The following is a 25,507-nucleotide window of genomic DNA, read 5'->3' as shown; positions in this document are numbered from 1 at the left end:
CCTCGAGGCTGCGCTCCCTTGAAGAAGCAGGAGATTGACGTGAGTGAGACCGAAGCAGCCGAGGCGGCCGTGACCGATGCGGCGGACGACGCCTTCGTTGAGAACGTGACCGCACCCGAGGGCTCCGACGGCGAGGGTGCCCGGCCCTCCAAGGTCGAGCGTCTCGAGCACGAGGGTGACATCGCGGCGGACTACCTCGAGGAGCTCCTCGACATCGCCGACCTCGACGGTGACCTCGACATGGACGTCGAGGGCGACCGCGCGAGCGTCCAGATCGGCGGTGCCGACCTGAGCCAGCTGGTCGGGCGCAGGGGAGAGGTTCTCGAGGCCCTCCAGGAGCTGACCCGCCTCGCGGTCTACCGCGAGACCGGCGAGCGCTCGCGGCTGATGCTCGACGTCGGCGGCTACCGCGCGGAGCAGCGCACGCGCCTCGTCGCGCTGGCGGAGAAGTCCATCGCCGAGGTGCAGGAGTCTGGCGAGTCGGTCTCGCTGGAGCCGATGAGCGCCTTCGAGCGCAAGGTGGTGCACGACGCCGTGGCAGCCGCCGGCCTGACGTCCGAGTCGGACGGCGCCGAGCCCAAGCGCCACGTGGTGATCCTCCCGGCGTGAGCGACGACGTTTCACGTGAAACACCCTCCGTCCCCGTTGTGGCGCGGAGGGTGTTCGCGTCCGACCGCCTGGGCCTGGTGGAGCGCTACACCCAGCTCTTGGCGACCGAGGGAGTCGTGCGCGGCCTGATCGGTCCGCGGGAGGCACCGCGGCTGTGGGACCGGCACATCCTCAACTCCGGTGTCGTGGCCGAGGCCCTCCCCGCCGGTGCGTCGGTGTGCGACATCGGGACCGGAGCCGGTCTCCCAGGGCTCGTGCTCGCCATCGCGCGCCCGGACGTGCAGATGACGCTCATCGAGCCCTTGCTCAGGCGTACGACCTTCCTCGAGGAGGTGGTGGCCGAGCTGGGCCTCGAGAACGTGACGGTCGTGCGCGGCCGCGCCGAGGACCTTCATGGTGAACGGACGTTCGACGTGGTGACGTCCCGGGCAGTGGCGCCCCTGGACCGGCTGCTCGGCTGGTCGATGCCGCTGGTGGCACCGGACGGGGCGTTGGTGGCGATGAAGGGTCAGTCGGCGGTCGACGAGATCGCTGCGGTCTCGGAGCTCCTCCGGACGTGGCGGTGCGCCACTCCTGAGGTGCGCACGCTGGGGGACGAGATCCTCGACCCACCCACGACGGTGGTGCGGGTCGAGTGGTCCGACCCGTCCTCGATAGGTTGGCCCCTTGCCCGAGTTTCCAGCCGGCGCGCGGAGCGCCGCCCTCGACGAAGCAAGCGAGAGGTGTCCTGACGTGACCGACGGTCCTTCCGACGGCCCGAGGTGGCGCACGCAGGCGCGCGGCTCGGATGAGTTATCCACCGGTGATGCGATGCGTGCTGAGCGCAAATATCCACAGGGAGAGCCTGTTCATCCACAGGCCGGCGCTGAGGTCGCGGTTTCACGTGAAACGTCAGAAGAGGGCGTTTCACGTGAAACCACGCCAGCCTGGCAGCCGCGGACGGCGGCTGACATCGCCGCCCAGGACCACGACTTCGACGACCACGGCACGCCGTTGGCCCAGGCCGCGCAACACTCCGTCCTGGCTCGGACGGGCGGACTACGCCGCCAAGGGGTGGAGAGGCCCGACGCCACCCGCGTCCTCGTGGTGGCCAACCAGAAGGGTGGCGTCGGCAAGACCACGTCGACCGTCAACGTGGCGGCTGGACTCGCCCAGCTGGGACAGCGGGTGCTGGTCATCGATCTCGACCCTCAGGGCAACGCGTCCACGGCCCTCGGCGTCGATCACCACCGCGGCGTCCCGTCGACGTACGACATGCTGGTGGAGGGCCGACCGCTCATCGAGGTGATCTCCGCGTGCGACGATCTGCCCGGACTGTGGGCCGTCCCGGCGACGATCGACCTCGCCGGAGCCGAGATCGAGCTGGTGAGCGTGGTCGCCCGCGAGCAGCGGCTGGCCCGGGCGATCGCGGCCCATCCGCTGGTCGGCAGTGCCGCCGACGCGGGCGAGGACCGCTTCGACTACGTCTTCGTCGACTGTCCGCCGTCGCTGGGCCTGCTGACCCTCAACGCGCTGGTGGCCGGACGCGAGATGTTCATCCCGATCCAGGCTGAGTACTACGCGCTCGAGGGCCTCGGGATGTTGCTGGAGACGGTCGACATGGTGCGCCAGCACCTCAACCCGCAGCTCACGATCTCCACGATCCTCCTCACGATGTACGACGCCCGCACGCGCCTGGCATCGGGCGTCGCGGACGAGGTGCGCAGCCACTTCGGCGACCAGGTCCTGAAGACCGCGGTGCCGCGGTCGGTCCGGGTGTCCGAGGCGCCGTCGTACGGCCAGACCGTGATGACCTACGACCCCGCGTCGGCTGGTGCCCTCTCCTACCTGGAGGCCGCGCGCGAGATCGCTCGGAAGGGAGCCCCGCACTCGTGAGCACCCCACGACGTCCTTCTCCGCCGCTTCGCACCCCCGAACAACGCCGCGAGGACCCCGCATGAACACCAACCCTTCCCGCCGTGGCCTCGGACGAGGCCTGGGCTCGCTGATCCCGACGGCTCCGAGCCAGCCCGCCCCCACGCCGGAGGAAGCACCAGCCGGCGCGGACGACACGGCCACGCCCGCCGCGCCGGAGGTGCCCGGCGGCACGGTCGCGGGCGCCTACTTCGCCGAGCTCCCGATCGTCGAGGTCCGCCCGAACGCCCGCCAACCGCGCCAGGTCTTCGAGGAGGAGGCCCTGGCCGAGCTGGTCCACTCCATCCGTGAGGTCGGGCTGCTCCAACCGGTCGTCGTACGCCGGACGGGTGCGAACGCCTACGAGCTGATCATGGGAGAGCGTCGCTGGCGCGCCTCGCAGCAGGCCGGGCGCGACACGATCCCGGCCATCGTCCGCGAGACCGACGACGACGACATGCTGCGCGACGCGTTGCTGGAGAACCTCCATCGCTCACAGCTCAACCCGCTCGAGGAGGCGGCCGCCTACGGTCAGCTGCTCGAGGACTTCGGGTGCACCCACGAGGAGCTCGCACAGCGCATCGGCCGCTCGCGTCCGCAGATCTCCAACACCCTGCGGCTGCTCAAGCTCTCTCCGGCCGTCCAGCGACGGGTCGCGGCCGGTGTGCTCTCGGCCGGCCACGCGCGTGCGCTGATCAGCGTCGACGACCCCGGCCTGCAGGACCGCCTCGCGGGCCGGGTGACCGCCGAGGGCATCTCGGTGCGCGGTCTCGAGGAGATCGTCTCGGTCGGCGTCGAGGAGAGCGACGTTCCGCGGGTGGTGCGACGCAAGCCGGTCGCTCCCGGGCTGTCCGAGCTGGCAGACCGGCTCTCCGACCGGCTCGAGACCCGCGTCAAGGTCGACCTCGGCAAGGCCAAGGGGAAGATCACCGTGGAGTTCGCCAGCCTCGACGACCTCCGCCGGATCGTCGACATCATGGATCCGCGCAACCGCGACGACCGCCCCATCTGAGGGAATCCGCACCGCCCTTCACTGGAGTACCCGCTTCTGCGGGGATGCACGAACATCCTGGGGCTTGCTGGCCACCTGAGGTCCGTAAACCCCCGCATACGCGGGTGTTCAGGCACGGAACGACGGCTCAATGTCGACAAAGCAACAGATCGACAGATCGACTCATCGACAGATCTACTTGCCGTCTTGTTGTTTCTTGCGCTGCTGGTTGCGCTTGCGCAGACGCTCGCGGAGCTCGGCGGAGTCGAGCTGCGCGGCCTCCTCGGGCGTGGGAGCAGATCCCCCCATCGACGCGGGCACCCACCAGGAGCCGGGTGGCTGCTCGTCGGTGGGGTAGGCACGCACGGCCTCGTCGAGCATCTGCGACATCCGAGCGCGCAGGGCGGCCGTCTCGGCCGTGGGGTCCTCGCCGGTCGGGTGGAGCGGCTCGCCCACCGAGAGGGAGATCGTCTTGCCGCGGGAGAAGTCGCGGGGGTGGCCCTTGGTCATCATCCGCTGCGTGCCCCACATGATCACCGGCACCACCGGTACGCCGGCCGCGGCCGCGATGCGTACGGCACCGTTCTTGAACTCCTTGAGCTCCATCGACCGCGAGATCGTGGCCTCCGGAAAGATGCCGACCGCCTCGCCGTTCTTCAAGAAGTCCACCGCGCGGTGGAAGCTGGCGACGCCGTCACCGCGGTCGACCTCGATGTGGTGGAGAGACCGCATCAGCGGGCCGACGTAGCGGTGGTCGAAGAGCTCGCGCTTGGCCATGAAGCGGACCAGGCGTCCCGACGGGTTCGCCGCGAGGCCGCCGTAGATGAAGTCGACGTAGCCGACGTGGTTGTAGGCGAGGAGGACCCCGCCCTCGCGCGGGACGTGCTCGGTGCCGCTCATCTGGATGTTCTGGCCCAGTGCCTTGAACGCGATCTTGGCGGTCACGATGATCGGCGGGTAGGTCACGTCGCGCATGACGAGGAGCCTAGGGCCGCGCGACCCCGTCCGGGGAGCGAGGGCCGCGTGAGGCCGGACTCACCGCCGCCGGGTGGAGAGGAAGTCGGCGATGCGGCCGATGGCCTCCTCGAGCACGCTCGCCTCCGGGAGCGTGACGAGTCGGAAGTGGTCGGGAGCGGGCCAGTTGAAGCCGGAGCCGTGCGTCACCAGGATCTTCTTGGCCCGCAGGAGGTCGAGCACGAACTCCTGGTCGTCCTCGATGGCGTAGACCTCGGGGTCGAGCCGGGGGAAGCAGTAGAGCGCCCCGCGCGGCTTGACGTTGGTGACACCGGGGATCTCGTTGAGCAGCCGGTGGGCGAGCATGGACTGCTCGTAGAACCGGCCCCCGGGCCCGATGAACTCCTCGATGGACTGGTAGCCACCGAGCGCGGTCTGGATGGCGTGCTGCGCGGGCACGTTGGCGCACATGCGCATGTTGGCGATGAGCGTGAGGCCCTCGAGGAAGTCGGTCGCGACCTCCTTGGGGCCGGAGATCATCACCCAGCCGGCCCGGTAGCCGCAGACCCGGTAGGCCTTGGAGAGCCCGGAGAACGTCAGCGTGAGGACGTCGTTGCCGCCGTACGTCGCCGCGTGGTGGTGCTCGGCGTCCTCGAAGAGGATCTTCTCGTAGATCTCGTCGGCCATCACGACGAGCTCGTGGCGCCGGGCGATGTCGACGAGGGCCTTGACCGTGTCCTCGCTGTAGACCGCACCGGTCGGGTTGTTGGGGTTGATGATGACGATCGCGTGGGTGTTCTCGGTGATCTTGGCCTCGATGTCGGCGAGGTCGGGGTTCCAGTCGTCCTCCTCGTCGCACCGGTAGTGCACGGGGATGCCGCCGGCGAGCGTCACGGCCCCGGTCCACAGCGGGTAGTCGGGGGCCGGGACGAGGATCTCGTTGCCGTCGTCGACGAAGGCCTGCAGCACCATCGAGATCAGCTCGGAGACGCCGTTGCCGATGAAGATGTCCTCGACGCCGACGTCGCGCAGCCCGCGGGACTGGTAGTAGTGCATGACCGCCGTGCGCGCCGAGTAGATCCCCTGGCTGTCGGCGTAGCCCTGCGCCTGCGGCAGGTGGTGGATCATGTCGGCGACGATCTGCTCGGGCGCGTCGAAGCCGAACGGCGCCGTGTTGCCGATGTTGAGCTTCAGGATGCGGTGACCCTCCGCCTCGAGCCGCTGGGCCTCGACGAGGATCGGCCCACGGACGTCGTAGCGGACACCTTGCAGCTTCTTGCTCTGTCGGATCGGGCGCACGACGTCATCCTCGCAGGCGCCGATGTGACCTAGCATCGCAGTTGTGTCCCGCAAGACCGCTCGCCTGACGGTCGACCACCTCACGGAGCTGGCCGAGCCCGTGCGCTCCTGCCTGTTCTGGGAGCTCGGCCCGGTCGACCGCGCCCGTCTCGACGAGACGGAGCGACTCGCGCAGAAGGAAGCCTGGCTCTCCGTCGTGCTGCGCGACTGGGGCTCGTGCGGGCGCGTGGTCCGCGTCGACGGGAGGACGGTCGGCCACATCATCTACGCACCGGCGGCGCGGTTCCCCGGTGCGGCGGCACTGCCCACCGCCCCCGGATCACCCGATGCGATCGTCGCGGCGACCGCGTGGATCGAGCCCGGTCACCGAGGTGGCGGGCTGGGCCGCCTGCTCGTCCAGGCGATGGCGGCCGACCTGGTCGAGCGTGGGCACACCGCCATCGAGGCCTACGGCGACACGCGCGGTCGAGCCGACGGATGCGTCCTGCCTGCGGAGTTCCTCGGGGGCGTGGGGTTCAAGACCCAGCGCGCGCACCCGACCACGCCGCGGATGCGGATGGAGCTGCGCACCGCGCTGAGCTGGAAGGACGAGGTCGAGCTCGCCCTCGAGCGGATGTGGGGCGTCGTACGCCCCACGCAGAAGGCGACCCGCCCGATCGGATCGGTGCGGGCCGCCTCGAGCGACTAGCGGACTCAGATGAGGCCCTCGAGCTCCTTGAGCAGCGCGGCCTTCGGCTTGGCGCCGACGATCGACTTCACGACCTCGCCACCCTGGTAGACGTTGATCGTCGGGATGCCGGTGACGCGGTACGACGAGGGGGTGACGGGGTTCTCGTCGACGTTCATCTTGAGGAACGTGATCTTCTCGCCGTGCTCGGTGTTGAGCTCGTCGAGGATCGGGGCGACCTGGCGGCACGGACCGCACCACTCCGCCCAGAAGTCCACCAGGACGGGCTTGTCGGACTTGAGGACCTGCGCCTCGAACTCGGCGTCGGTCACAGCGGCGATGTTGGCCACAGCACTGCCCTTTCGTTGGTCGTGTGAGGGGACATCCCAGTCAACACCACCCCGCGGACAGTTGTTCCCGGCTGCGATCGACGCAATCTTGAGAAGTCACCACATAGTGAAGTACATTCACTACATGCCCGACCTCACCGACGTCCTCGACCACGTCCTGCAGCTGGCCCACCTCGTGCAGGCCGACCTGGCCAGGTTCGAGCGCGAGCAGGGACTGACGACCTCCCGCGTGCACCTGCTCTGGGTGCTGGGCACGACCGGACCCACGACGCAGCAGGTGCTGGCGTCGGCCCTCGACGTGACGCCGCGCAACGTGACCGGGCTCGTCGACGGCCTCGTCGCGAGCGGTCACGTCACCCGGGAGCCGCATCCGGGCGACCGGCGCGCCACGCTCGTCACCACGACGCAGCTCGGCAGCCGTGCCGTGCACGACCTGCGTGCCTCCCACGCGGAGCTCGCCGCGCGTCTGTTCGGGGACGTGCCCGAGAGGCGACTGGCGACCTTCGACCAGGTCCTCGCCGCGACCGTGCAGCGGTTCGCCGACCTGGTCGAGGACGACGCGACGGGGCCGGCCCCGTCGTGAGCGCACGTGACGTCCTCAGCCACGAGGTCGCCCTCTACCGCCAGCTCGGACGTTGGATCACCCGTCGCCCCGACGTGCCGAGCGAGGCGACGCCGGTGCCCTACGCGCAGCTCGCGATGCCGGTCGTCTGGCTCTTCGTCCTCGGTTCGGCGGTGGAGGTGGTGGCGGTCGACCTCGTCCTGAGCCGCTGGCTCACCTTCCTCCGGGTCCCGTTCCTCGTCGTCGGCATCTGGGGAGTGGTGTGGATGCTGGGGCTGATGGCGTCCTACCGGATGCGTCCCCACCTCGTCACCGACGACGCGATCCACGTACGCCACCTGGCCGTCACCGACATCGTCGTACCCCTCGAGGTGATCGACCACGTCCGGGTCGCCGACGTAGACGAGAGCGGCGTCCGGGCGGTGCGCCTCGTCGACGACCGGCTCCTCGTCCTGGTCTCGGGGCGGACCAACCTCCAGCTCTCCCTGAGAGCGGGCACGACCCTGGCGACGCCGCTGGGAGAGGTCAGCCCGGGGTCCGTGGGTCTATGGGTCGACGAGCCGCGTGAGGTCGCGAGCCTGCTGCGCGATCGCGCGGAGGAGACCGCCTGACGCACGGGACCGCGAACCCCCGTACCGCGATCCCGCTGCGTCGGCGCATCCACGATAGGAGTGTCCAGGGCCGCTGTCCGTCCCCGAAAGCGGGTACCCGCACCGTCCCGCGTCCGTCCAACGCCGTGGGCCGAGGCAGTGGACACCCGTGCTCCGACCTAGCATCGTGGTCCGAGGTAGTGGCGACTGGTAGGAGTTCTGGGTGCGTTGGCCGTGGTGGGCAGGCGTCACGACCCCGCCTCCTCCGCCGTCGAGGACCGCCGGCAGCGGCTTCCGCATGTATCGCAGCATCCTCGGTGCGCACGCCTGTCTGTTGATCAGCCTGGCGGCCTTCACCGCCCTGCCGCTGATGGGACGGATCTCGCTCCGCGATCCGAGCGTCCCGCAACGCCTGGCGATCTCGCTGGTCCTGGTGGCTGTCGCGATCGACGTCTTCCGGCGCGGTGAGCGGCGCACCCACCTCGTGGTCCTCGGACTCGCCTTCCTGCTCCTCACGCCCGTGCTGGCCACCCAGCCGGTCACCAACGACAGCACGGTGAGCCTGACCCTCACGGCGGTCGGCATCATGGCCGCCCGGCTCCTGGCGATGGGCCGGGCGCTGGCCCTGGTCGCGGTGCTGGGCAGCATCCACGTCCTGAGCCTGTGGTGGCTCGACCTGCCCAACACCGGGCTCTCGTTCGACGAGATGGTCCTCGTCGTCGCCACCGCCGCGGCGGCCATCGGATTCGTCAACGCCATGCAGGCCGGTGCCATCGCGACCGAGCGCGTGCGCGAGGCCAACCGGGAGCGCGAGCTGGAGATCACCCGCGCCGAGGCCGAGCTCGTCGCTCGCACGATGAGCCGCCGCGTCCTGCACGACGACGTCCTCGGGACGCTCCACCTGCTCTCCGACCCGGTCGCGCCGACGCAGCGGGCCGCACAGCAGTGCCGCAGCACGGCCGAGGTGATCCGCGGCGTGCTCGCGACGTCCGACGGCCCGGAGGGCGAGCGCGAGGCACGGCCCGCTCCCGACGCGGACCTGCCCGAGACGTGGGCGGAGCTGGTCGCGCGGCTGCGCGCCGCGGCGCCCGTCGCCGTCCGGACCGTGGTGGTGGGTCGACCGCAGCGGCTCCCGACGCTCTCGGAGCCACAGGCCGCCGTGCTGCTCCGGGCGGCGGGCGAGGGCGTCCGCAACGCGGTGCGGCACGGTCGGGTGGACGGCGTGACGATCCAGGTCTCGGCCGACCGCGACGAGGTGCGGGTCGAGGTCCTCGACCGCGGCGTCGGTCCCGGGGACTCGCCGCAGAAGGGGTTCGGGCTGCGGGAGTCGGTCGAGCGACCCCTCGCGGCCCTCGGCGGACGCTCGGTCCTGCTGTCGCGGCCGGGTGGTGGTGCCGGTCTGCTGCTCGTCGTCCCGCGCGACCACGCCGGTGTCCTCGACCACGCCCACGGACTCACCCACAGGGCGCTCGTCCCGATGCGTACGCTCTCGCGGACCGTCGCCGTTCCCCTGGCGGCCGCGTGGTGCGCGATCGCGGTGCACTCGGTGGCGGTGCACCCGTCCACCTGGCCCGCCCTCGTGGTGTGCGCGGCCTGGGTGCTCCTCACCGCGAGCATCGTGCTCCGGATGGAGGGGGCCGGGCCCGACACCCGGTGGGTGAGCACCATCGCCGTCGCCATCACCGCGGTCCAGGTCGTCGGCATCGCCCTGCTCCCCGCCGGCGGCATGCTCGACTTCCGCTCGTGGAACATCGGCATGAGTGCGGTGCCCCTGGCCGTCCTCGTGCTGAGCCTGCCGCTGCCGGTCGGCGCGGTGGTGCTGCTGCTCCAGGTCGCCGTCGTCCTGGCCGCCTCGATCCTCCGACCCGAGCTGACCCACGGCCTGTTCCCGTGGGGGTCGCTCAACGCCGTCGTCACCGCCCCCCTGGCCGCGCTGGTGCTCGGCACGCTGATCCGACGCCAGGGCAGGGCGCTGCGGCGCCAGCGCCAGCGCGAGCTCGCCCTCGACCAGCGCCGCGCGCTCGAGGACTGGCGGGCGGCCACCACCGACCTCTACTTCGCGCACGTGCGCGACGAGGTGCTGCCCTGGCTCGACGCGATCGCCGACGGCCGGGTCGACCCGGGCGCGCCCGACACCGTCGCGCGGGCCCGCCTGCTCGCCTCGGCAGCGCGCGACGACCTCTACGCCCCGGGCTTCTTCGACGACGCCCTGCGGGACCAGGTCGCCCGGTTCCGGTCCGCCGGCGGCACCGTCGAGCTCCGGGCAGGACTCGTGCCCGGTGGTCACGACCGCGCGATCGGTCACGTCCTGCGCGGCCTGCTGCCCATCGCCGCCGGGCGCCGCATCATCGTCACTCCGCCGTCGGGGCAGGAGAGCCAGGTGCGGATCGCCGTGGTGCCTGCGCCGCACTCCGCCGACCTGGTGCGCCTGGGAGAGGCGAGCGCCGGGACCTTCAAGAGCGACGTCGACGACTTCCGCGCCGTGCTCCTCGTCGAGGACGTGCCCGGATCCGGGTAGGGACAGCAGCCGTCAGGTCGGGATAATCAGTCCACATGACCGCGCAGCCGGAACCTCGCCCCACCGTCGCCGTCCTCGACAACCAGCAGGTCGTCAGGGATGGGGTGCTGGCCGCGATCGCCCGGCACCCGGACGAGCTCGCCGGCGGGGCGGCGTACGCCACCATCGAGGACGCCCTGTCCGCGCCGGGGCCCGACGTGCTGGTGCTCGACCTCTATCTCGGCCGCGACGACGAGGTGGTGCTCGAGCACATCCCGGCCCTCGTGGAGTGGGCGGGCGTCGTCGTGCTCCACACGGCGGAGGAGAAGCCAGTGCCGCTGCGGCGCGCCGTCGCGCTCGGCGTCCACGGGGTGTCGCTGAAGAACGACGGCACCGCGGCGCTCATCGACGTCGTACGCGAGGCGCTCGCCGGCGAGTTCGTCTGCAGCAGCGTGCTGGCCGAGGCCCTCGTCAGCGACGCGACGGTCACGCCGCGGCTGACCGCGCGGGAGGTCGAGGTGCTCAGCAACCTCCGCGACGGCCTCACCCAGCGGCAGGTGGGCTCACGGCTCCACGTCGCCGAGGAGACCGTGCGCGCACACCTGAAGTCGGTCCGCGCGAAGTACATGGACGCCGAGCGGGACGTCACCAACGCGGGCAGCCTCGTGCGCGAGGCCGGCCGCGACGGCTGGATCTAGCGCGGCCGCTCAGGCTCCCGCGGTCTGCACCTCTTCGGCGATCGCCTCGACCGTCGCCGCGGCGCCGCCGGCGGTGGACGCCTCGTGGTCGAGGGCGGCGATGAAGCGCTCGGCGTCGAGGGCGGCCTGGCAGCCGGTGCCGGCGGCCGTGATGGCCTGCCGGTAGTGGTGGTCCACCAGGTCGCCGGCGGCGAACACGCCGGGGAGGTTGGTCGTGGTCGAGGGGTGGTCGACCAGGACGTAGCCGTCGTCGTCGAGGTCGACCTGGCCGGTGAGCAGCTCCGAGCGGGGGTCGTGGCCGATGGCGATGAACAGGCCGGTGACCTCGAGGGGGCGCTCCTCACCGGTGACGGTGTCGCGCAGCGTGATGGACTCGAGCTTGTCGGCGCCGTTGATGGCGGCGACCTCGGAGTTCCAGACCATCTCGAGCTTGGGGTCGGCGAAGGCACGCTCCTGCATGATCTTGGAGGCGCGCAGCTCGTCGCGGCGGTGGACGAGGTAGACCTTCGAGGCGAAGCGGGTGAGGAAGGTGGCCTCCTCGACCGCGGAGTCGCCGCCGCCGATGACCGCGATCGCCTGCTCGCGGAAGAAGAAGCCGTCGCAGGTGGCGCACCACGACACGCCACGGCCGGAGAGCTCGTCCTCGCGGGGCAGGTCGAGCTTGCGGTAGCCCGAGCCGGTGGCCAGGATCACCGAGCGCGCGGTGTAGGTCTCGGTGGCGGTCTTGACGGTCTTGACGTCGCCGGTGAGGTCGACCTCGACGACGTCGTCGGCGATGAGCTCGGCGCCGAAGCGCTCGGCCTGGGCGCGCATCTCGTCCATCAGCGCCGGGCCCATGATGCCGTCGCGGAAGCCGGGGAAGTTCTCCACCTCGGTGGTGTTCATCAGGGCCCCGCCGGCGGTGACCGAGCCCTCGAAGACCAGCGGCTCCAACGCGGCGCGGGCGGCGTAGACGGCCGCGGTGTAGCCCGTCGGGCCCGAGCCGATGATGATGACGTTGCGCGTCTCGGTGCTGGTGCTCATGAGCGGTCAGTGACTCCTGCTGGATCGTCGGTGCTGGATCTTCTGGGGACGTACGACGTGCTCAACGGATCGTAGGCCAGCGTTGTTCCTGCCCGGGAGCGGGCGCTCAGGGCGCGGGCAGCGTCAGCGTGCGCACCGGCTCGTCGGAGCCGCAGACGTAGAGGTCGACCTGCTGGGTGGCACCGTCCGGGCGCCGGAACAGCACGACCCCGACCTGGCCGTCGACCTCGGTGACCAGACGCCGGCCCGTGCCGACCTCGGACAGCGCGCAGCTGTCGAGGACGTCGGAGGGCCCGGAGGCCCGGCTGCTGGTCGCCCGCGAGCGGACGTCGAGGAGCTTCTGCTCCAGGTCCGGGTCGTCGGCCGAGAGCGTGGGTGCGGAGGTCGGTGCGGTGCTCTTGAGGTTCCCCTCGGGCGCCATCTGGGTCGCGGCCCCGCCCTCGTCGCTCGGTCGGTCGTCGGCCGAGCCACCGCTGGACGGGTCGTCGAGCTGACGTGCGGCGCTGGTGTCGGCGGACGATCCGCCGTCGTCACCTCCCGCACCGCGGGGGAGGGCCTGGCCGAGGGCGACGCCGGCGACCACGACGGCCGCAGCTGCGAGCACACCGAGGCTCGCGACCCGGCGACGGCGCGACCGCAGGTCGACGACGCTGCCGGCCCCGGTCGCGGCGGGCTCGCCCGTCTCGAGCGGCGCACCACCGCGCTCGGCGACGAGCGAGGCGAGGGTGTCGTCGAGCCGGCCGACGACCTCCGCAGGCGGGGGTCCGTCGTGACGGGCGTCGGCGAGCAGGCGGCGTACGGCGTCCTGCTCGGGTGTCAGGTCGGAGTCGGACAGCGTGCTCACCTCCTGGACGGGCTCGACGGGCGGGGATCGCGGACGGGTGTGGGACGTGGGGTCGGCTCAGGACGCGGGCGGACCGCGCGGGCGGACACTGGATGGGACGGGGCCCTCAGGCGGTGGGTTCCCGTGAGGCGGGTCACCGTCGGGCACCCGGAGGTCGGCGAGCAGGCCGGCCAGCTTGGCCCGACCGCGCGAGCAGCGCGACTTCACCGTGCCCTCGGCGCACCCGAGCATCTCGGCCACCTCGGCGACGGGATAGCCCTCCATGTCGACCAGCACCAGCGCCGCGCGCTGGTCGGCGGGAAGCGTCTGGAGGGCGGCGAGCACGCGTCGGCGCCGTTCGGCGTCCTCGGCAGCGTCCTCGGGCCGGTCCTCGTGCACCGCGGTGGCCACCAGGGTGCCGCGGTCCTCGACGTCGTCGGGAAGCGCGTCGAAGCGCCGGATCCTGGCTGCCCGGAGCCGGTCGAGGCAGGCGTTGACGACGACGCGGTGCAGCCAGGTGGTGACGGCGGCCTCGCCCCGGAACGATCCCGCGCGCCGGAAGGCGGCGATCATGCCGTCCTGGAGGCCGTCGGCGGCGTCCTCGGGGTTGCCCATGGTCCGCAGCGCGACGGCCCACAACCGGTCGCGGTGGCGCGCGAAGAGCTCGCCGAACGCCTCGGCGTCACCCTCGACGTGCGCCTGGAGGAGATCCCGGTCGGAGCGGGGCTCGCTCGTGGGGGCGCTCATCCGAGCACCTGCACCTCGGAGATCGTCCCCCGGAACCCGTCGCCGACCGAGGGGAGCAGCGTGAGCCACACCGTGACGTACCGGCCCGACACGGCCTCGTCGAGCGTGATCGTCAGGTCACCGGTGCCGGACGCGGTGCCGACGGGCGTCAGGTCGCCGACCGCGGTCGGAGCCTCGGAGGTGACGTACGCCGCCAGCGACGTCTGCCCGCCCTCGGTGGTGACCACCACCTGGCGCACGCCCTTGACGGTGCCGAGGTCGATGACGACTCCGACGCCGGTCTTGAGACCGCCGGGCCCGAAGTTCTGGGTGTACGTCGACGTGCTCCACGAGGTCGCCGGGTCGCCGTCGACGACGTTGGGGACCGTCTCGGGGTTCTCCTCCGGCGGTGTCTCGGACCCCTGCGGGTCGAAGTCGTCGGCGGTGAGGCCGGTGAACGGCGTCGGCTCGACGACCGACGGGGTCGGGCTCGTGCTCGGCTCGTCGTCGGTGTCGGCGGGCGGCTTGATGCCGAGCTGGTAGGCGGCCACGACGGCGACCGCGACCAGGATGAGGACACCGACGATCATCGCCAGGCGGAACCACCGGCGACCGGGCACCTGGTCACTCGTGTCCACGAGACCGTCGCCGGTGCCCCACCGGTCGTCGGACCAGTGGCCCGACGCCCACCCGCCGGTGTCCCGTCCGAGCGGCAGCACCCCGGAGCCGTGGTGGGAGTCGTGGCCCGAGTCCTGGCCGGAGTCGTGGCCGGAGTCGTGGGAGGACTCCCACGGCCAGTAGTCGGTCTTCGCGTCGGCGGCCCTGGTGCCGGGGCGCGGCCGGCGCACCGGCTCGCCCTCGGGCGGGTCGGGGGCGAACAGGGGCCGTGGCTGCGGCGCCTCGAGCGGTGGCGGTGGCGCCGGCTTGTCGGCCCGGGCCCGCAACCAGTCGACCTCGTCGTCGTCGTGGAAGACCGGCATCCCGGCCTCGGTGGGCAGGTCGGTGACGGGTGTCGCCTCGTTCACCGCTCCCGTCGCGGTGACGGCCGCCGGGTCGTCCTCCGGGCCGGCCTCCGGGGGCGGCTCCTCGGCCACCACGGCCGGCTCGACCTGGGGCTCCGGATCACCGGCGACGACAGCCTCGCCCGGGTCGTCCTCGACCGGCGGATCGGGCTCGGCGGGTGCGTCCGGCTCCGGCGAGGTCGGTGGGAGCGGCACCGCCCGGGTGGCGTACGACGACGGGGCCGGCGCAGACGGTCGCGGACCACCCACCGGGGCGTGCGTGCCCGTCATGTCGCCGACGTAGTCCTGGAGCAGCTCACCGATCCGGCGCGCGGTGTAGTCCGAGCCGGGTCCCCCGGGGGCGTGCTCGGGGTTGAGCACCTGGTCGCAGAGCGCGTCGAGCATCCGCGGGATGCCGGCGCGGACCCGGCGAGGACGCAGCACCGCGCCGTGGACCTCGGGCGCGGGCGGCACGGCGGAGCCCGAGACGCCCGCCCACTTGCCGGTGAGCGTGCAGTAGAGCAGCCCGGCGAGGTCGATCTCGTCGACGTGGATGCGACCGGGGGGCAGGCCACGGAGGGCGGCCTCGATGCCGAAGCCGATGATGCGGACCTGCCCGTGCAGGTCGATGAGCACGTTCTCGGGGCTCAGGCAGCCGTGCGCGATCCCGGACGCGTGGGCCTCGGCGATGCTGTCGGCCACCTCGCCGACGAGCCACGCGGCGCGGCGCGGCGCCAGCGGTCCCTCGCGGGTGAGCAGGATGTCGAGGGAGTCGCCCTGCCCCCACTCGTTGACGACGTAGCAGAGCCCGTCGTGCACCTCGGCGTCGAGCACCCGGAGCAGCCGGCGGTTGATGACCGGGCCGACCCGACGCGCCGCCTCGAGCAGCGGTGCGGCTCGCTCGTCGTCGCCTGCGAGGACGTGCACGGACACCGCACGGTGGAGCACCTGGTCGTGGGCGCGCCAGAAGCGGCCCTCGCCGCTCTCGGCGAGCAGGTCGTCGAGGCGGTAGCGACCGGCGAGCACGTCACCGGCCTGCATCGACGTCGTCACCGCTCACCTCGCTTCCGGCCCCGTTTCCTGCGCCTGTCCTGTGTCTGCGGCCACTCTAGGGAGTTTCACCCGCGTCGCAGGCGCGCCGCGACGGTGTCCACCAGGCTGGTCACCTCTCGCACCCGCAGGAGTCGCGCGCCGAGGAGGAGCACGACGCAGCCGGCCAGGCCGCTCAGGCCGCCGCGCACCAGAGCCACCAGGGGACCGGGGCGGTCGCCGAGACCGGACATGGACAGCTCCACCAGCCACGTCGCGGCGCCGGCGGCGACGAGGATGACCGCCATCCGCACGAGGAACCGCACGAGCTGCGGCGTCTCGAGCCCGCCGACGGTGCGGCGCAGCAGCAGGAAGCTGGCCACGGCCCCGACGGCGTACGACGACCCGTAGGCGATGACGAGCATGGGCGCGGTCTCGACGGGCGGGCGGTGCGGCACGAGGGCGGTGGCCACCGCGATGTTGGTGGCCGAGACGCCGAGCTGGATGAAGAACACCAGCCGGGTCATCTCCAGCGAGTAGAAGCCGCGCAGCATGAAGTAGTGGACGGTGAAGAACACCAGCGCGGGACCGAAGAGCGCGAGGGTCGGCGCGAAGCCCGCGGCGCGGTCCTCGCCCCCGCCCCAGCTGAAGGCAGCAGCGGCCACGTCGCCGGCGACCAGCGGCAGCAGGACCGCGAACGGCAGGACCAGCGCGAGCGACGTGCGCAGGGTCGACCCGACGGTCGCGCCGAGCTCGGCGAGCCGGCCCTCGTGGGCGTAGGCCGAGAGCCGGGGCAGGATCGCGGTGGCCAGCGAGACGGTGATGATCGAGTGCGGGACCATCATGATGAGCAGGCTGTTGGAGTAGACGACGTATCCCGTGCCGTCCCCACCGCCGACCGTGCCGCCGGAGGCCAGCTTGACCACCACGAGGTAGGCCGCCTGGGTGGCGATCACGAACAGCACCGTCCACACGCCCAGCGACAGCGTCTTGCGCAGCTCGGGGTCGCGGAAGTCGAAGCGCGGGCGGTAGCTGAACCCGGACGCGCGCAGGTAGGGCACCAGCACCACGAGCTGCGCGACGATGCCGAGGGTCGAGCCGAGTCCCAGGACGAGCTCCTGGGTGCCGTCGAGCGCCGCCTCCTGGAGCGGACCGTTGCCCACCGGACCCCACACGAGCAGGTAGGTGCCGAGCATCGCGACGGAGAGGATGTTGTTGGCGATCGGCGCCCACATCATCGGTCCGAAGCGGCCGCGCGCGTTGAGCACCTGGCCGACCAGCACGAACATCCCGTAGAAGAACACCTGCGGCAGGCACCACCGGGTCAGCGTGACGATGGACTCCAGGTGCGCGGCGCGGGCCGGGTCACGGAAGCCGTCGTCGAGGTAGAGCCGCAGGAGCAACGGCGCCAGCACCACGAGCAGCACGGTCACCGCGCCGAGGAAGAGCGCCGAGAGCGTGATGACGCGGCTGGCGTAGGCGTCGCCGCAGTCGGGGTCGTCCTTGATCCGCCGGACCAGCTGCGGCACCAGGACGGCGTTGAAGATGCCACCGGCCAGCAGGATGTAGACCATGTTGGGCAGCGTGTTCGCGATCGCGAACAGGTCGCCGCGCAGCGAGGCGCCGAGCGCCACCACCAGCAGCGCACTCCGCAGGAGCCCCGACGCGCGGGAGAAGATCGTGCCGGCTGCCATCACTGCCGACGAGGCCAGGATCCGCTGATCGCTCACGGCCGCTCCGGGAGCGCGCCGCCGGGCCGGTCGGGGGAGGCGGCGTCCGGCGCGGGGTCGGCGGCGTCCTCGAGGTCGAGGCGATCGGCCGCGGCCAGCTCGGCACGGCGGGCGCGGATCTGACCGGGCAGGCGGTAGCCGATCATCCCGAACAGCACCAGCGCCCCGGCCGCCATCGCGATCCAGATGAGGGCACTGACCCGCGCCGCGCGGATCGGCAGCTGGTCGGTCGACCCGAGCGGTACGCCGTCGACGCTGGTGACGGCCAGTCGCACCTTGTGCACGCCCGGTTGGGTCGCGGTGGCCTCGTAGCGCAGGACGCTGCGGGCGCTGGGGCGCAGGGTGCGGGTCCCGCCGCCGGTGAGGATGAGGCCACCGTCGGTGGTCACCTCCACCTGGACCTCGACGGGCTGGTCGAGATCGTTGACCAGGGTGGCACCGAGCGGTCCGGAGTCGCTGGACAGCGTGACCGCGGTCGGGGCCTCGATGCGGATCCGGGCGAGGTCGGCGCGCAGCGCGGCGGTGACCCGCTCCGCGCCGGCCCGGGCCTGGCCGGGCCGGCGCCGGTGCTGCTCGGACAGGGTGACCAGCACCTCGTCGCGCGTCTGGGCCTCGATGGTGGTCTGCAGGCTGAGCACCGACTCCATGAGGGTGGCGGTGTCGCTGGCGCGGGTGGCGGCGAAGAAGCTGGACGCGTCGAGCTCGGTCGCAGCGTCGGCCTCGGTGTAGGTGAGCCGGTCCGCGGGCAGCCCGGTCGCCGACCGGTCCGCGACGTCGGTCACGGGGACGAGCTCGAGCCACGACTGCTCGAGGTCGGCGAAGAACGACGTGGCGTCCTCGCCCCGCCACACCGTCGGCAGCGCGACGACGAGGGGGGCGGTGTCCTTCTCGACCAGCCGGAGCGCGGCCTCGCTGAGCAGCCGCTGGCGGAGGGCCAGGGGGTCCGTGGCCGCGGTGGGTCCGGGTCCGCCCGCCTCGGCGCCGGTGCTGGTCACCACGACCTTGTGCCCCAGCAGGCGTACGACCGAGGTCGAGGTGTCGGGCCGCACGCCGAAGGCGTTGTCGCCCAGCAGGACGGTGGTGTCCTCGGGGAGCTGGGCGAGCGCCTCCGGGCTGATCAGGTCGTTGCCGGGTGCGACGGTCGGCACCGACGGGAGACTGAGCGCGGTCATCACCTCGATGCTCCGAGCGACCGCCTGGGGGTAGCGGGTCGCGTCGTGGCGCATCGCGGCGGAGACGTCCAGGTCGCCGAAGGGCAGCGCCAGCACCGGCCGGGTGGCGGCCAGCGCCTGGAACCGGCTCACCCAGGCCGCTGCTGCCGTCGCCAGGGCCGCGTCCTCGTCGCTGGGGGCCTCGGTCGGGGTCGGCTGGCCGGAGGCCGTGCCGGTGTCGTCGGTCGGCGTCTCGGTCGGCACCTGGTCGGGCACGTTCGGGTCCGGCTCCAGGCTGCGCGGAGGGTTGCCGTTGGCGAGCCGGGTGACCGCCCAGAGCACGGCCGGATCGACCAGGAAGCTGTAGGGCACGCCACCCGCGGACTCCGCCATCTCGAGCACGCCGTCGAGGCTGCCGCCCTCGGCGAGGCGCCGGGCCCAGCGTTCCGTCCCTCCGATCGATCCGTCCTCGTCGAACCAGACGCGACCGCGGATCGAGAGCACGACCGAGGCCTCCTGGACCTGGTTGCCCTTCGGGCGGGCCGGGATGAACGTGCGCGCGCGGCCGTCCGCGACGGCGTCGCGGGGCGTCGAGGGCGTGTCGCCGAGTGCGTGGACGCCGATCCAGTAGACGCCGGGGTCGCCGGTGGCGTCGAGCAGGTCCACCGGCACCGAGTCGGAGAAGTCGGCCGTCTCGCCCGGCTCCAGCGTGTCGACGGTGAAGAACGTGCCGGGCACCGTGACCCGCTCACCGACGTACTCGGTGGACGAGACGGCGGCCGAGGCAGCGAGCGCGGGCGAGGTGAGGATCGGTTCGGACGAGGAGAACGCGTGCAGGTTGATGCGGGTGAAGGTCTCGTCGCTGACGTTCGTGACGGTGCCGGTGATCTCGACGCTTCCCGTGCGCGGGAGCACCGGCGTGATGGTGTCGAGGTGGACCACGAGCGGGTCGGGCGGCTCGTCGGGCGCGGCCGCTGCCGGGGTCGCGAGCGCGGGCGCGGACGCGAGGCCGACCGTCAGGAGCCCCGCCAGGACAGCACGGATCACGGTCAGGCGGGGCACGCCCAGACTGTAGTTGACCTGTGGAGGAGCGATCCGCCTGACTCGCGGCTGCTCGCCCCTGCGCCCGGCGCCGTCGTCGTCGGTCCGGCACGTAGAGTGCCCTGTCGTGTCCGACGCCGTCCTGCCTCCCCTCACGATCGTCGAGATCCAGCGCCGCGTCGGCGCGGAGCTGGACCGGATCGGCTCCGTCATCGACGAGCTCGGCGCCCTGTTCGCCGAGGCCGGCGAGGAGCTGGCGCTGGTCGGTGGACCGGTGCGCGACGCGATGATCGGTCGCCTGCAGGAGGACCTCGACTTCACCACGTCGGCGCGGCCCGAGGTGACCGAGCGGCTGGTCGCCGGCTGGGCCGACGCCGTGTGGGACATGGGCCGCGACTTCGGCACCATCGGCTGCCGCAAGGGCGAGTGGCAGGTCGAGATCACGACCTACCGCTCCGAGACCTACGACCCGGCCTCGCGCAAGCCGGACGTCGACTTCGGTGACAGCCTCGAGGGTGACCTGGGTCGGCGCGACTTCAGCGTGAACTCGATGGCCGTCCGGGTGCCGGGCCGCGAGTTCGTCGACCCGTTCGGCGGCATCGTCGACCTCGCCGAGCAGGTGCTGCGCACGCCCGGTGCGCCCGAGGACTCCTTCTCCGACGACCCCCTGCGCATGATGCGGGCCGCGCGCTTCGCCGCCCAGCTCGGCTTCACGGTCGCGCCCGAGGTCGTCGAGGCGATGACCGCCATGGCGGGTCGCATCGAGATCATCTCGGCCGAGCGGGTGCGCGACGAGCTGGTCAAGCTGGTGCGCGCGCCCCACCCGCGGCTCGGCCTGACGTTGCTCGTCGAGACCGGGCTCGCGGCGCACGTCCTGCCGGAGCTGCCCGCCCTCGCGCTCGAGCGCGACGAGCACCACCGGCACAAGGACGTCTACGAGCACACGCTCACCGTCCTCGAGCAGTCGATCGACCTCGAGCACCGGCTCGGCGGTGAGCCCGACTTCATCAGCCGGTTCGCGGCGCTGATGCACGACGTCGGCAAGCCGCGCACCCGACGCTTCGAGGCCGGCGGGATCGTGACCTTCCACCACCACGACGTGGTCGGCGCCAAGCTCACCCGCAAGCGCATGCAGGCGCTGCGCTTCTCCAACCACGACATCGAGGCCGTCTCCCGGCTGGTCGAGCTGCACCTGCGCTTCCACGGCTACGGGTCGGGCGAGTGGACCGACAGTGCCGTACGCCGCTACGTCCGCGACGCGGGCGACCAGCTCGAGCGGCTGCACATCCTCACGCGCGCCGACTGCACCACCCGCAACCAGCGCAAGGCCGACCGCCTGCGCCGCACCTACGACTCGCTGGAGGAGCGCATCGCCCGGCTGGGCGAGGAGGAGGAGCTCGCCTCGATCCGGCCCGACCTCGACGGCAACCAGATCATGGGCATCCTCGGTATCGGGCCCGGCCGCGAGGTGGGCGAGGCCTACGCGTTCCTGCTCGAGCTCCGGATGGACGAGGGGCCGAGGACCGCCGAGCAGGCCGAGGCCGCGCTGCGTGCCTGGTGGGCCGCCCGCTCCTCCTGAGCGGCGTACTCCCCGCCGATCGGCGCCGGCCCCACATGCATGTAACGCCGGGTTAGTGCTTGTACCCACCCCGATACATCAGGGTGGGTACAGCCGCTAACCCGGCGTTACAGCGGTGCCGAGGAGGCGATCAGGTCACTCGCCGGCGATGAACTTCTCGAGCTCGGCGCGGCCGAGGTCGTCCGGCATCTGCACCGGCGGGGACTTCATCAGGTATGTCGAGGCCGGGATGATCGGGCCACCGACGCTGCGGTCCATGGCGATCTTCGCGGCGCGGACGGCGTCGATGATGATGCCGGCGGAGTTCGGGGAGTCCCAGACCTCGAGCTTGTACTCGAGGTTGAGCGGGACGTCACCGAACGCGCGACCCTCGAGGCGGACGTAGGCCCACTTGCGGTCGTCGAGCCACGCGACGTAGTCGGACGGGCCGATGTGCACGTTGCGGCTGTCGATCTTGTCGGCGAGCTCGCCGGTGAGGTTGGACGTCACGGCCTGGGTCTTGGAGACCTTCTTGGACTCCAGGCGCTCGCGCTCGAGCATGTTCTTGAAGTCCATGTTGCCGCCGACGTTGAGCTGGTAGGTGCGGTCCAGCGCGACGCCGCGGTCCTCGAACAGCTTGGCCATCACGCGGTGGGTGATGGTCGCGCCGATCTGGCTCTTGATGTCGTCACCGACGATCGGGACGCCGGCGTCCTCGAACTTCTTGGCCCACTCGGGGTCGGAGGCGATGAAGACGGGCAGGGCGTTGACGAAGCCGACGCCGGCGTCGATCGCGCACTGGGCGTAGAACTTGGCGGCCTGCTCGGAGCCCACGGGGAGGTAGCACACGAGGACGTCGACCTCGGCGTCCTTGAGCGCCTGGACGACGTCGACCGGCTCGGCGGCCGACTCCTCGATGGTCTGGCGGTAGTACTTGCCGAGGCCGTCGAGCGTCGGGCCGCGCTGGACCTCGACACCGAGGGTCGGCACGTCGGCGATCTTGATGGTGTTGTTCTCCGAGGCGTTGATGGCCTCGGAGAGGTCCTTGCCGACCTTCTTGTCGTCGACGTCGAACGCGACGGCGAACTGGACGTCCTTGACGTGGTAGTCGCCGAACTTCACGTGCATGAGGCCGGGGACGGTCCCGGTCGGGTCCGCGTCCTTGTAGTACTCAACGCCCTGGACGAGGGAGGTGGCGCAGTTGCCGACTCCCACGATCCCTACTCGTACCGAACCCATGGGGGTCTCCTTCTCGTTGCTGTCTCTGGCTGGCGTGGTGCTGGCTGGTTGCTGGCTGGTGCGGTGCATCAGTCGTTCGTGGTGGCCCGAGGTGCGGCGGGCTGTGTCGCGGCCTGTGTCGTGGACGGTGTCGCCGACTCGTCGTCCCGCTCGGCGCGGATGAGCTCGGAGAGCCACCGGACCTCGCGCTCGACGGACTCCACGCCGTGGCGCTGGAGCTCGGCGGCGTAGCGGTTGACCTCGGCCTGGGTGCGCTCGAGCTCGCCCTGCACGCGGGCGAGTCGCTCCTGCAGGCGCGAGCGACGTCCCTCCAGCACGCGGAGGCGGATCTCCATGTCGGTGGAGGAGAAGAACGCGAACCGGATGTCGAAGTTGTCGTCCTCCCACGCGGTGGGACCGACCTCCGACATGAGCCGCTGGAAGTGGTCGTTGCCGGCCTCGGTGACCTCGTAGGTGATGCGCGGACGGCGGGTGACCGGGGTGGTGGTGTCGGCGACCTCGGTGATGAGGTTGGCACGCAGCATCTTCTTGAGGGCGGGGTAGAGCGAGCCGTAGGAGAGCACGCGCCCCCATCCGAGCATCAGGTTGAGCCGCTTGCGGAGCTCGTAGCCGTGCATGGGTCCCTCGTGCAGCAGTCCGAGGACTGCGAGCTCGATGGTGTCTCCACGGCGTGCCACGCGACCTATCGTACCGATATATCCGCCAGTGACGAATCAGGGAACCTGCGCGGTCCCTCGTACGCTTGTCCGGTGACTGCGAAGAGGAGGGCCTCGGGGCCGGCACAGACCCGACGACCCAAGCCCCGCCGAACCGCCCGGCAACGACTTGCCAAGGTCGCGAAGGTCCTCGCGGTCCTGGGCGTGGTCGGCGCCCTCGTCCTCGGCGGTGTCGTGGTCGTGCTCTACCAGGCCATCAGCATCCCGACGCCCAACTCCGCCTTCGAGGCCCAGACCACGTTCGTCTACTACCGCGACGGCGAGCAGCAGCTCGGCACCTACTACGACGACCAGAACCGCGAGTCGATCCCGCTCGACACCATGCCCCAGTTCCTCAAGGACTCGGTGGTCGCCGCGGAGAACCAGACGTTCTGGACCGACAAGGGCATCGACCCCAAGGGCATCCTGCGCGCACTGTTCTCCAACGCCGCCGGCAATGCGCGCCAGGGTGCGTCCACGATCACCCAGCAGTACGTCAAGATCCTCTACCTCACGAGCGAGCAGAGCTACAAGCGCAAGATCCGCGAGGCCGTCGTCTCGCTGAAGATCCAGCAGCAGCTCAGCAAGAACGAGGTGCTCGAGGGCTACCTCAACACCATCTACTTCGGTCGCGGGGCCTACGGCGTGCAGGCCGCGTCGAAGGCGTACTTCGACAAGCCCGCCAGCGCGCTCAACCTGCGCCAGTCGGCCGTGCTCGCGACCGTGCTCAACAACCCCTCGAGGTTCGACCCGGCCAACGGCAAGGAGGCCAAGGAGGACCTCCGCGGCCGCTATGCCTACGTCCTCAACAGCATGCTCGAGATGGGCACCATCACCACCGAGGAGCGCGACCAGGCCGTCAAGAAGCTGCCGAAGTTCCCCAAGATCGCCGCGCAGAGCCAGTTCGGCGGCCAGAAGGGCCACATGCTCGCCCTGGTCAAGCAGGAGATCCTGGCGCGCGGCATCGCCACCGAGGACCAGATCGACGGCGGCGGTCTGCGGATCACCACGACGTTCGACCCCGCGGTGATGTCAGACGTGGAGTCGGCGGTCGACGAGATCCGGCCCGACGCCGGCATGCCCGGCCCGGCCGGCGACGACGACCTCCACATCGGAGCCGCCACCGTCGACACGCAGAACGGTGAGCTGCTCGGGTTCTACGGCGGCCAGGACTACCTGAAGTCCCAGATCAACTGGGCCGTCGCCGGCGGCATGGCGGGCTCGACGATGAAGGCCGCGACCGACGTCGCCGCGATCCGCGACGGCTTCTCCCTCAACGACACCTTCGAGGGCAACAGCCCCATCGACATCGCCGGCACGGAGTTCGGCAACCAGGGCGACCAGGACTACGGCTCGGCCGTCTCGATGCTCACCGCCACCGAGAACTCCATCAACACCGCGTTCGTCGACATGGTGGACGCGATGGACAACGGGCCCCAGAAGGTCATCCAGGCCGCCGAGGACCTCGGCATCCCGGGCAACGACGGCGCCGGCTGGGGCATCCCCCGGCGCTCCATCGACTTCCAGCAGAACATCGGCGTCACCCTGGGCACCGCGCAGGTCAGCCCGATCAACATGGCCAACGCCTACGCCACCTTGGCCAACGGCGGCACCCGCAACGACGTGCACGTCGTGCAGAAGGTCGTCGACAAGAGCGGGGAGGTGCTCTACGAGGCGAAGAAGCGCAGCAAGCAGACCGTCGACACCGACATCGCCTCCGACGTGACGTACGCCCTGCAGAAGGTCGTGACCTCCGGCTCCGGCACCGCCGCGCTGGCGCTCGAGCGCCCCGCAGCGGGCAAGACCGGCACGGCGACCAACGACGACGACGGGGTCTCCTCGTCGTGGTTCGTCGGGATGACCCCGCAGATCTCGACCGCGGTGATGTACGTCCGCGGCAAGGGCCGTGAGTCGCTCGACGCGACGCGTCCCGACGGCGCCGACCTGTGGCTGCCGACGAGCTCGGACGGCCGTTCGGGGTACTTCGGCGGCAACTACCCCGCCAAGACGTGGACCGCGATCATGCAGCGGGTGATGGAGGGCAAGGAGGTCGAGGACTTCCCGGAGCCGGTCTTCCTCGACGGCGACGCACCCACGAGCGGGCACGAGTACACCCCGCCCCCGCCGCCCCCGCCGGCGTCCCAGCCGACCCGGACGCCGACCCGGACGCCGACGGCGACCATCGAGCCCCAGCCCACGCAGACACCGACCGAGACCCCGACCCAGACCCCCACGGAGACCCCGGTCCCGACCGAGACGCCCGTGCCCACGGAGACACCGGTGCCCACGGAGACACCGGTGCCGACCGAGACACCGCCGGCGACACCGACCGGCCGATCCCAGCTGCGGGACGCGCCGCTGGGCGTGCGTCCCTGAGGACG

General features: G+C 71.5%; 22 protein-coding genes. 11 read left to right on the top strand and 11 right to left on the bottom strand.

Annotation, left to right across the window (positions count from 1 at the left end):
- Positions 1 to 39 precede the first annotated feature (39 nt).
- From IEZ25_RS16905 to IEZ25_RS16890, 4 genes are all read left to right on the top strand, one after another.
- The gene (locus IEZ25_RS16905; RefSeq protein WP_397184236.1) at positions 40 to 609 is read left to right on the top strand and encodes a Jag family protein; all 570 of its coding nucleotides are present in this window, start codon (positions 40 to 42) and stop codon (positions 607 to 609) included.
- 50 nt (positions 610 to 659) lie between these two features.
- Positions 660 to 1,340 carry a 16S rRNA (guanine(527)-N(7))-methyltransferase RsmG gene (gene rsmG / locus IEZ25_RS16900; protein ID WP_318152289.1) on the top strand — a complete coding sequence of 227 codons (681 nt, stop codon included), beginning with the start codon at positions 660 to 662 and terminating at the stop codon, positions 1,338 to 1,340.
- 322 nt (positions 1,341 to 1,662) lie between these two features.
- Complete coding sequence (locus IEZ25_RS16895; RefSeq protein ID WP_318152288.1) at positions 1,663 to 2,484, top strand: ParA family protein; 822 nt, start codon at positions 1,663 to 1,665, stop codon at positions 2,482 to 2,484.
- 61 nt (positions 2,485 to 2,545) lie between these two features.
- Positions 2,546 to 3,514, top strand: a complete 969-nt coding sequence (locus IEZ25_RS16890) for a ParB/RepB/Spo0J family partition protein (protein ID WP_191200626.1) — start codon at positions 2,546 to 2,548, stop codon at positions 3,512 to 3,514.
- Positions 3,515 to 3,688: 174 nt separating this feature from the next.
- Here IEZ25_RS16890 and IEZ25_RS16885 read toward each other — a convergent pair whose 3' ends face one another.
- Both IEZ25_RS16885 and IEZ25_RS16880 read right to left on the bottom strand, forming a co-directional pair.
- Positions 3,689 to 4,468, bottom strand: a complete 780-nt coding sequence (locus IEZ25_RS16885; protein ID WP_191200625.1) for a lysophospholipid acyltransferase family protein — start codon at positions 4,466 to 4,468, stop codon at positions 3,689 to 3,691.
- Positions 4,469 to 4,528: 60 nt separating this feature from the next.
- Positions 4,529 to 5,746 (bottom strand): pyridoxal phosphate-dependent aminotransferase, encoded by a 1,218-nt coding sequence (locus tag IEZ25_RS16880; protein ID WP_191200624.1) that lies wholly within the window; start codon positions 5,744 to 5,746, stop codon positions 4,529 to 4,531.
- A 43-nt stretch (positions 5,747 to 5,789) separates the two neighbouring features.
- Here IEZ25_RS16880 and IEZ25_RS16875 point away from each other — a divergent pair, with 43 nt between their 5' ends.
- Positions 5,790 to 6,434: a GNAT family N-acetyltransferase gene (locus IEZ25_RS16875; protein ID WP_191200623.1), complete on the top strand. Its 645-nt coding sequence runs from the start codon at positions 5,790 to 5,792 to the stop codon at positions 6,432 to 6,434.
- A gap of 5 nt (positions 6,435 to 6,439) precedes the next feature.
- On the opposite strand, the gene trxA is transcribed toward IEZ25_RS16875, so the two are convergent.
- Positions 6,440 to 6,763 (bottom strand): thioredoxin, encoded by a 324-nt coding sequence (gene trxA / locus IEZ25_RS16870; RefSeq protein WP_129399405.1) that lies wholly within the window; start codon positions 6,761 to 6,763, stop codon positions 6,440 to 6,442.
- 124 nt (positions 6,764 to 6,887) lie between these two features.
- Here trxA and IEZ25_RS16865 point away from each other — a divergent pair, with 124 nt between their 5' ends.
- The 4 genes from IEZ25_RS16865 to IEZ25_RS16850 all read left to right on the top strand — a co-directional run bounded on the left by IEZ25_RS16865 (position 6,888) and on the right by IEZ25_RS16850 (position 11,110).
- Positions 6,888 to 7,346 carry a MarR family winged helix-turn-helix transcriptional regulator gene (locus IEZ25_RS16865; protein ID WP_191200622.1) on the top strand — a complete coding sequence of 153 codons (459 nt, stop codon included), beginning with the start codon at positions 6,888 to 6,890 and terminating at the stop codon, positions 7,344 to 7,346.
- Complete coding sequence (locus IEZ25_RS16860) at positions 7,343 to 7,936, top strand: hypothetical protein (protein WP_191200621.1); 594 nt, start codon at positions 7,343 to 7,345, stop codon at positions 7,934 to 7,936. The genes IEZ25_RS16865 and IEZ25_RS16860 overlap by 4 nt, the downstream gene beginning before the upstream one ends.
- Before the next feature lie 277 nt (positions 7,937 to 8,213).
- Positions 8,214 to 10,433 carry a sensor histidine kinase gene (locus IEZ25_RS16855; RefSeq protein WP_191200620.1) on the top strand — a complete coding sequence of 740 codons (2,220 nt, stop codon included), beginning with the start codon at positions 8,214 to 8,216 and terminating at the stop codon, positions 10,431 to 10,433.
- A gap of 35 nt (positions 10,434 to 10,468) precedes the next feature.
- Positions 10,469 to 11,110 (top strand): helix-turn-helix transcriptional regulator, encoded by a 642-nt coding sequence (locus tag IEZ25_RS16850; RefSeq protein ID WP_191200619.1) that lies wholly within the window; start codon positions 10,469 to 10,471, stop codon positions 11,108 to 11,110.
- Between the two features lie 9 nt (positions 11,111 to 11,119).
- On the opposite strand, the gene trxB is transcribed toward IEZ25_RS16850, so the two are convergent.
- The 6 genes from trxB to IEZ25_RS16820 form a co-directional block, all read right to left on the bottom strand.
- Positions 11,120 to 12,133 carry a thioredoxin-disulfide reductase gene (gene trxB, locus IEZ25_RS16845; protein ID WP_191200618.1) on the bottom strand — a complete coding sequence of 338 codons (1,014 nt, stop codon included), beginning with the start codon at positions 12,131 to 12,133 and terminating at the stop codon, positions 11,120 to 11,122.
- Positions 12,134 to 12,239: 106 nt separating this feature from the next.
- Positions 12,240 to 12,977, bottom strand: coding sequence for a hypothetical protein (locus IEZ25_RS16840; RefSeq protein ID WP_191200617.1), 738 nt, complete (start codon positions 12,975 to 12,977; stop codon positions 12,240 to 12,242).
- 57 nt (positions 12,978 to 13,034) lie between these two features.
- Positions 13,035 to 13,703 carry an RNA polymerase sigma factor SigM gene (sigM, locus tag IEZ25_RS16835; RefSeq protein ID WP_191200616.1) on the bottom strand — a complete coding sequence of 223 codons (669 nt, stop codon included), beginning with the start codon at positions 13,701 to 13,703 and terminating at the stop codon, positions 13,035 to 13,037.
- Entirely contained in the window at positions 13,700 to 15,736 is a 2,037-nt protein-coding gene (locus IEZ25_RS16830) for a protein kinase family protein (protein WP_191200615.1), read from the bottom strand. Before IEZ25_RS16830 ends, sigM begins: the two co-directional genes overlap by 4 nt.
- Positions 15,737 to 15,801: 65 nt before the next feature.
- Positions 15,802 to 17,442 (bottom strand): murein biosynthesis integral membrane protein MurJ, encoded by a 1,641-nt coding sequence (gene murJ / locus IEZ25_RS16825; RefSeq protein WP_318152287.1) that lies wholly within the window; start codon positions 17,440 to 17,442, stop codon positions 15,802 to 15,804.
- A complete protein-coding gene (locus IEZ25_RS16820) occupies positions 17,439 to 19,655 on the bottom strand; it encodes a DUF6049 family protein (protein ID WP_191200614.1) in 2,217 nt (738 codons plus the stop codon). The genes murJ and IEZ25_RS16820 overlap by 4 nt, the downstream gene beginning before the upstream one ends.
- A gap of 106 nt (positions 19,656 to 19,761) precedes the next feature.
- Here IEZ25_RS16820 and IEZ25_RS16815 point away from each other — a divergent pair, with 106 nt between their 5' ends.
- A complete protein-coding gene (locus IEZ25_RS16815) occupies positions 19,762 to 21,213 on the top strand; it encodes a CCA tRNA nucleotidyltransferase (RefSeq protein ID WP_191200613.1) in 1,452 nt (483 codons plus the stop codon).
- A 135-nt stretch (positions 21,214 to 21,348) separates the two neighbouring features.
- On the opposite strand, the gene IEZ25_RS16810 is transcribed toward IEZ25_RS16815, so the two are convergent.
- Complete coding sequence (locus IEZ25_RS16810) at positions 21,349 to 22,431, bottom strand: inositol-3-phosphate synthase (RefSeq protein ID WP_191200612.1); 1,083 nt, start codon at positions 22,429 to 22,431, stop codon at positions 21,349 to 21,351.
- A gap of 68 nt (positions 22,432 to 22,499) precedes the next feature.
- Positions 22,500 to 23,108: a PadR family transcriptional regulator gene (locus tag IEZ25_RS16805; RefSeq protein ID WP_191200611.1), complete on the bottom strand. Its 609-nt coding sequence runs from the start codon at positions 23,106 to 23,108 to the stop codon at positions 22,500 to 22,502.
- Positions 23,109 to 23,180: 72 nt separating this feature from the next.
- On the opposite strand from IEZ25_RS16805, the gene IEZ25_RS16800 reads away from it, so the two are divergent.
- Positions 23,181 to 25,502 carry a transglycosylase domain-containing protein gene (locus IEZ25_RS16800; protein WP_191200610.1) on the top strand — a complete coding sequence of 774 codons (2,322 nt, stop codon included), beginning with the start codon at positions 23,181 to 23,183 and terminating at the stop codon, positions 25,500 to 25,502.
- Positions 25,503 to 25,507: the final 5 nt, after the last annotated feature.

Source organism: Nocardioides hwasunensis (genome assembly GCF_014779665.1).
Taxonomy (GTDB): domain Bacteria; phylum Actinomycetota; class Actinomycetes; order Propionibacteriales; family Nocardioidaceae; genus Nocardioides; species Nocardioides hwasunensis.
Note: the sequence above shows the minus strand (reverse complement) of the source record. Positions and strands in the feature narration are given on the sequence as shown.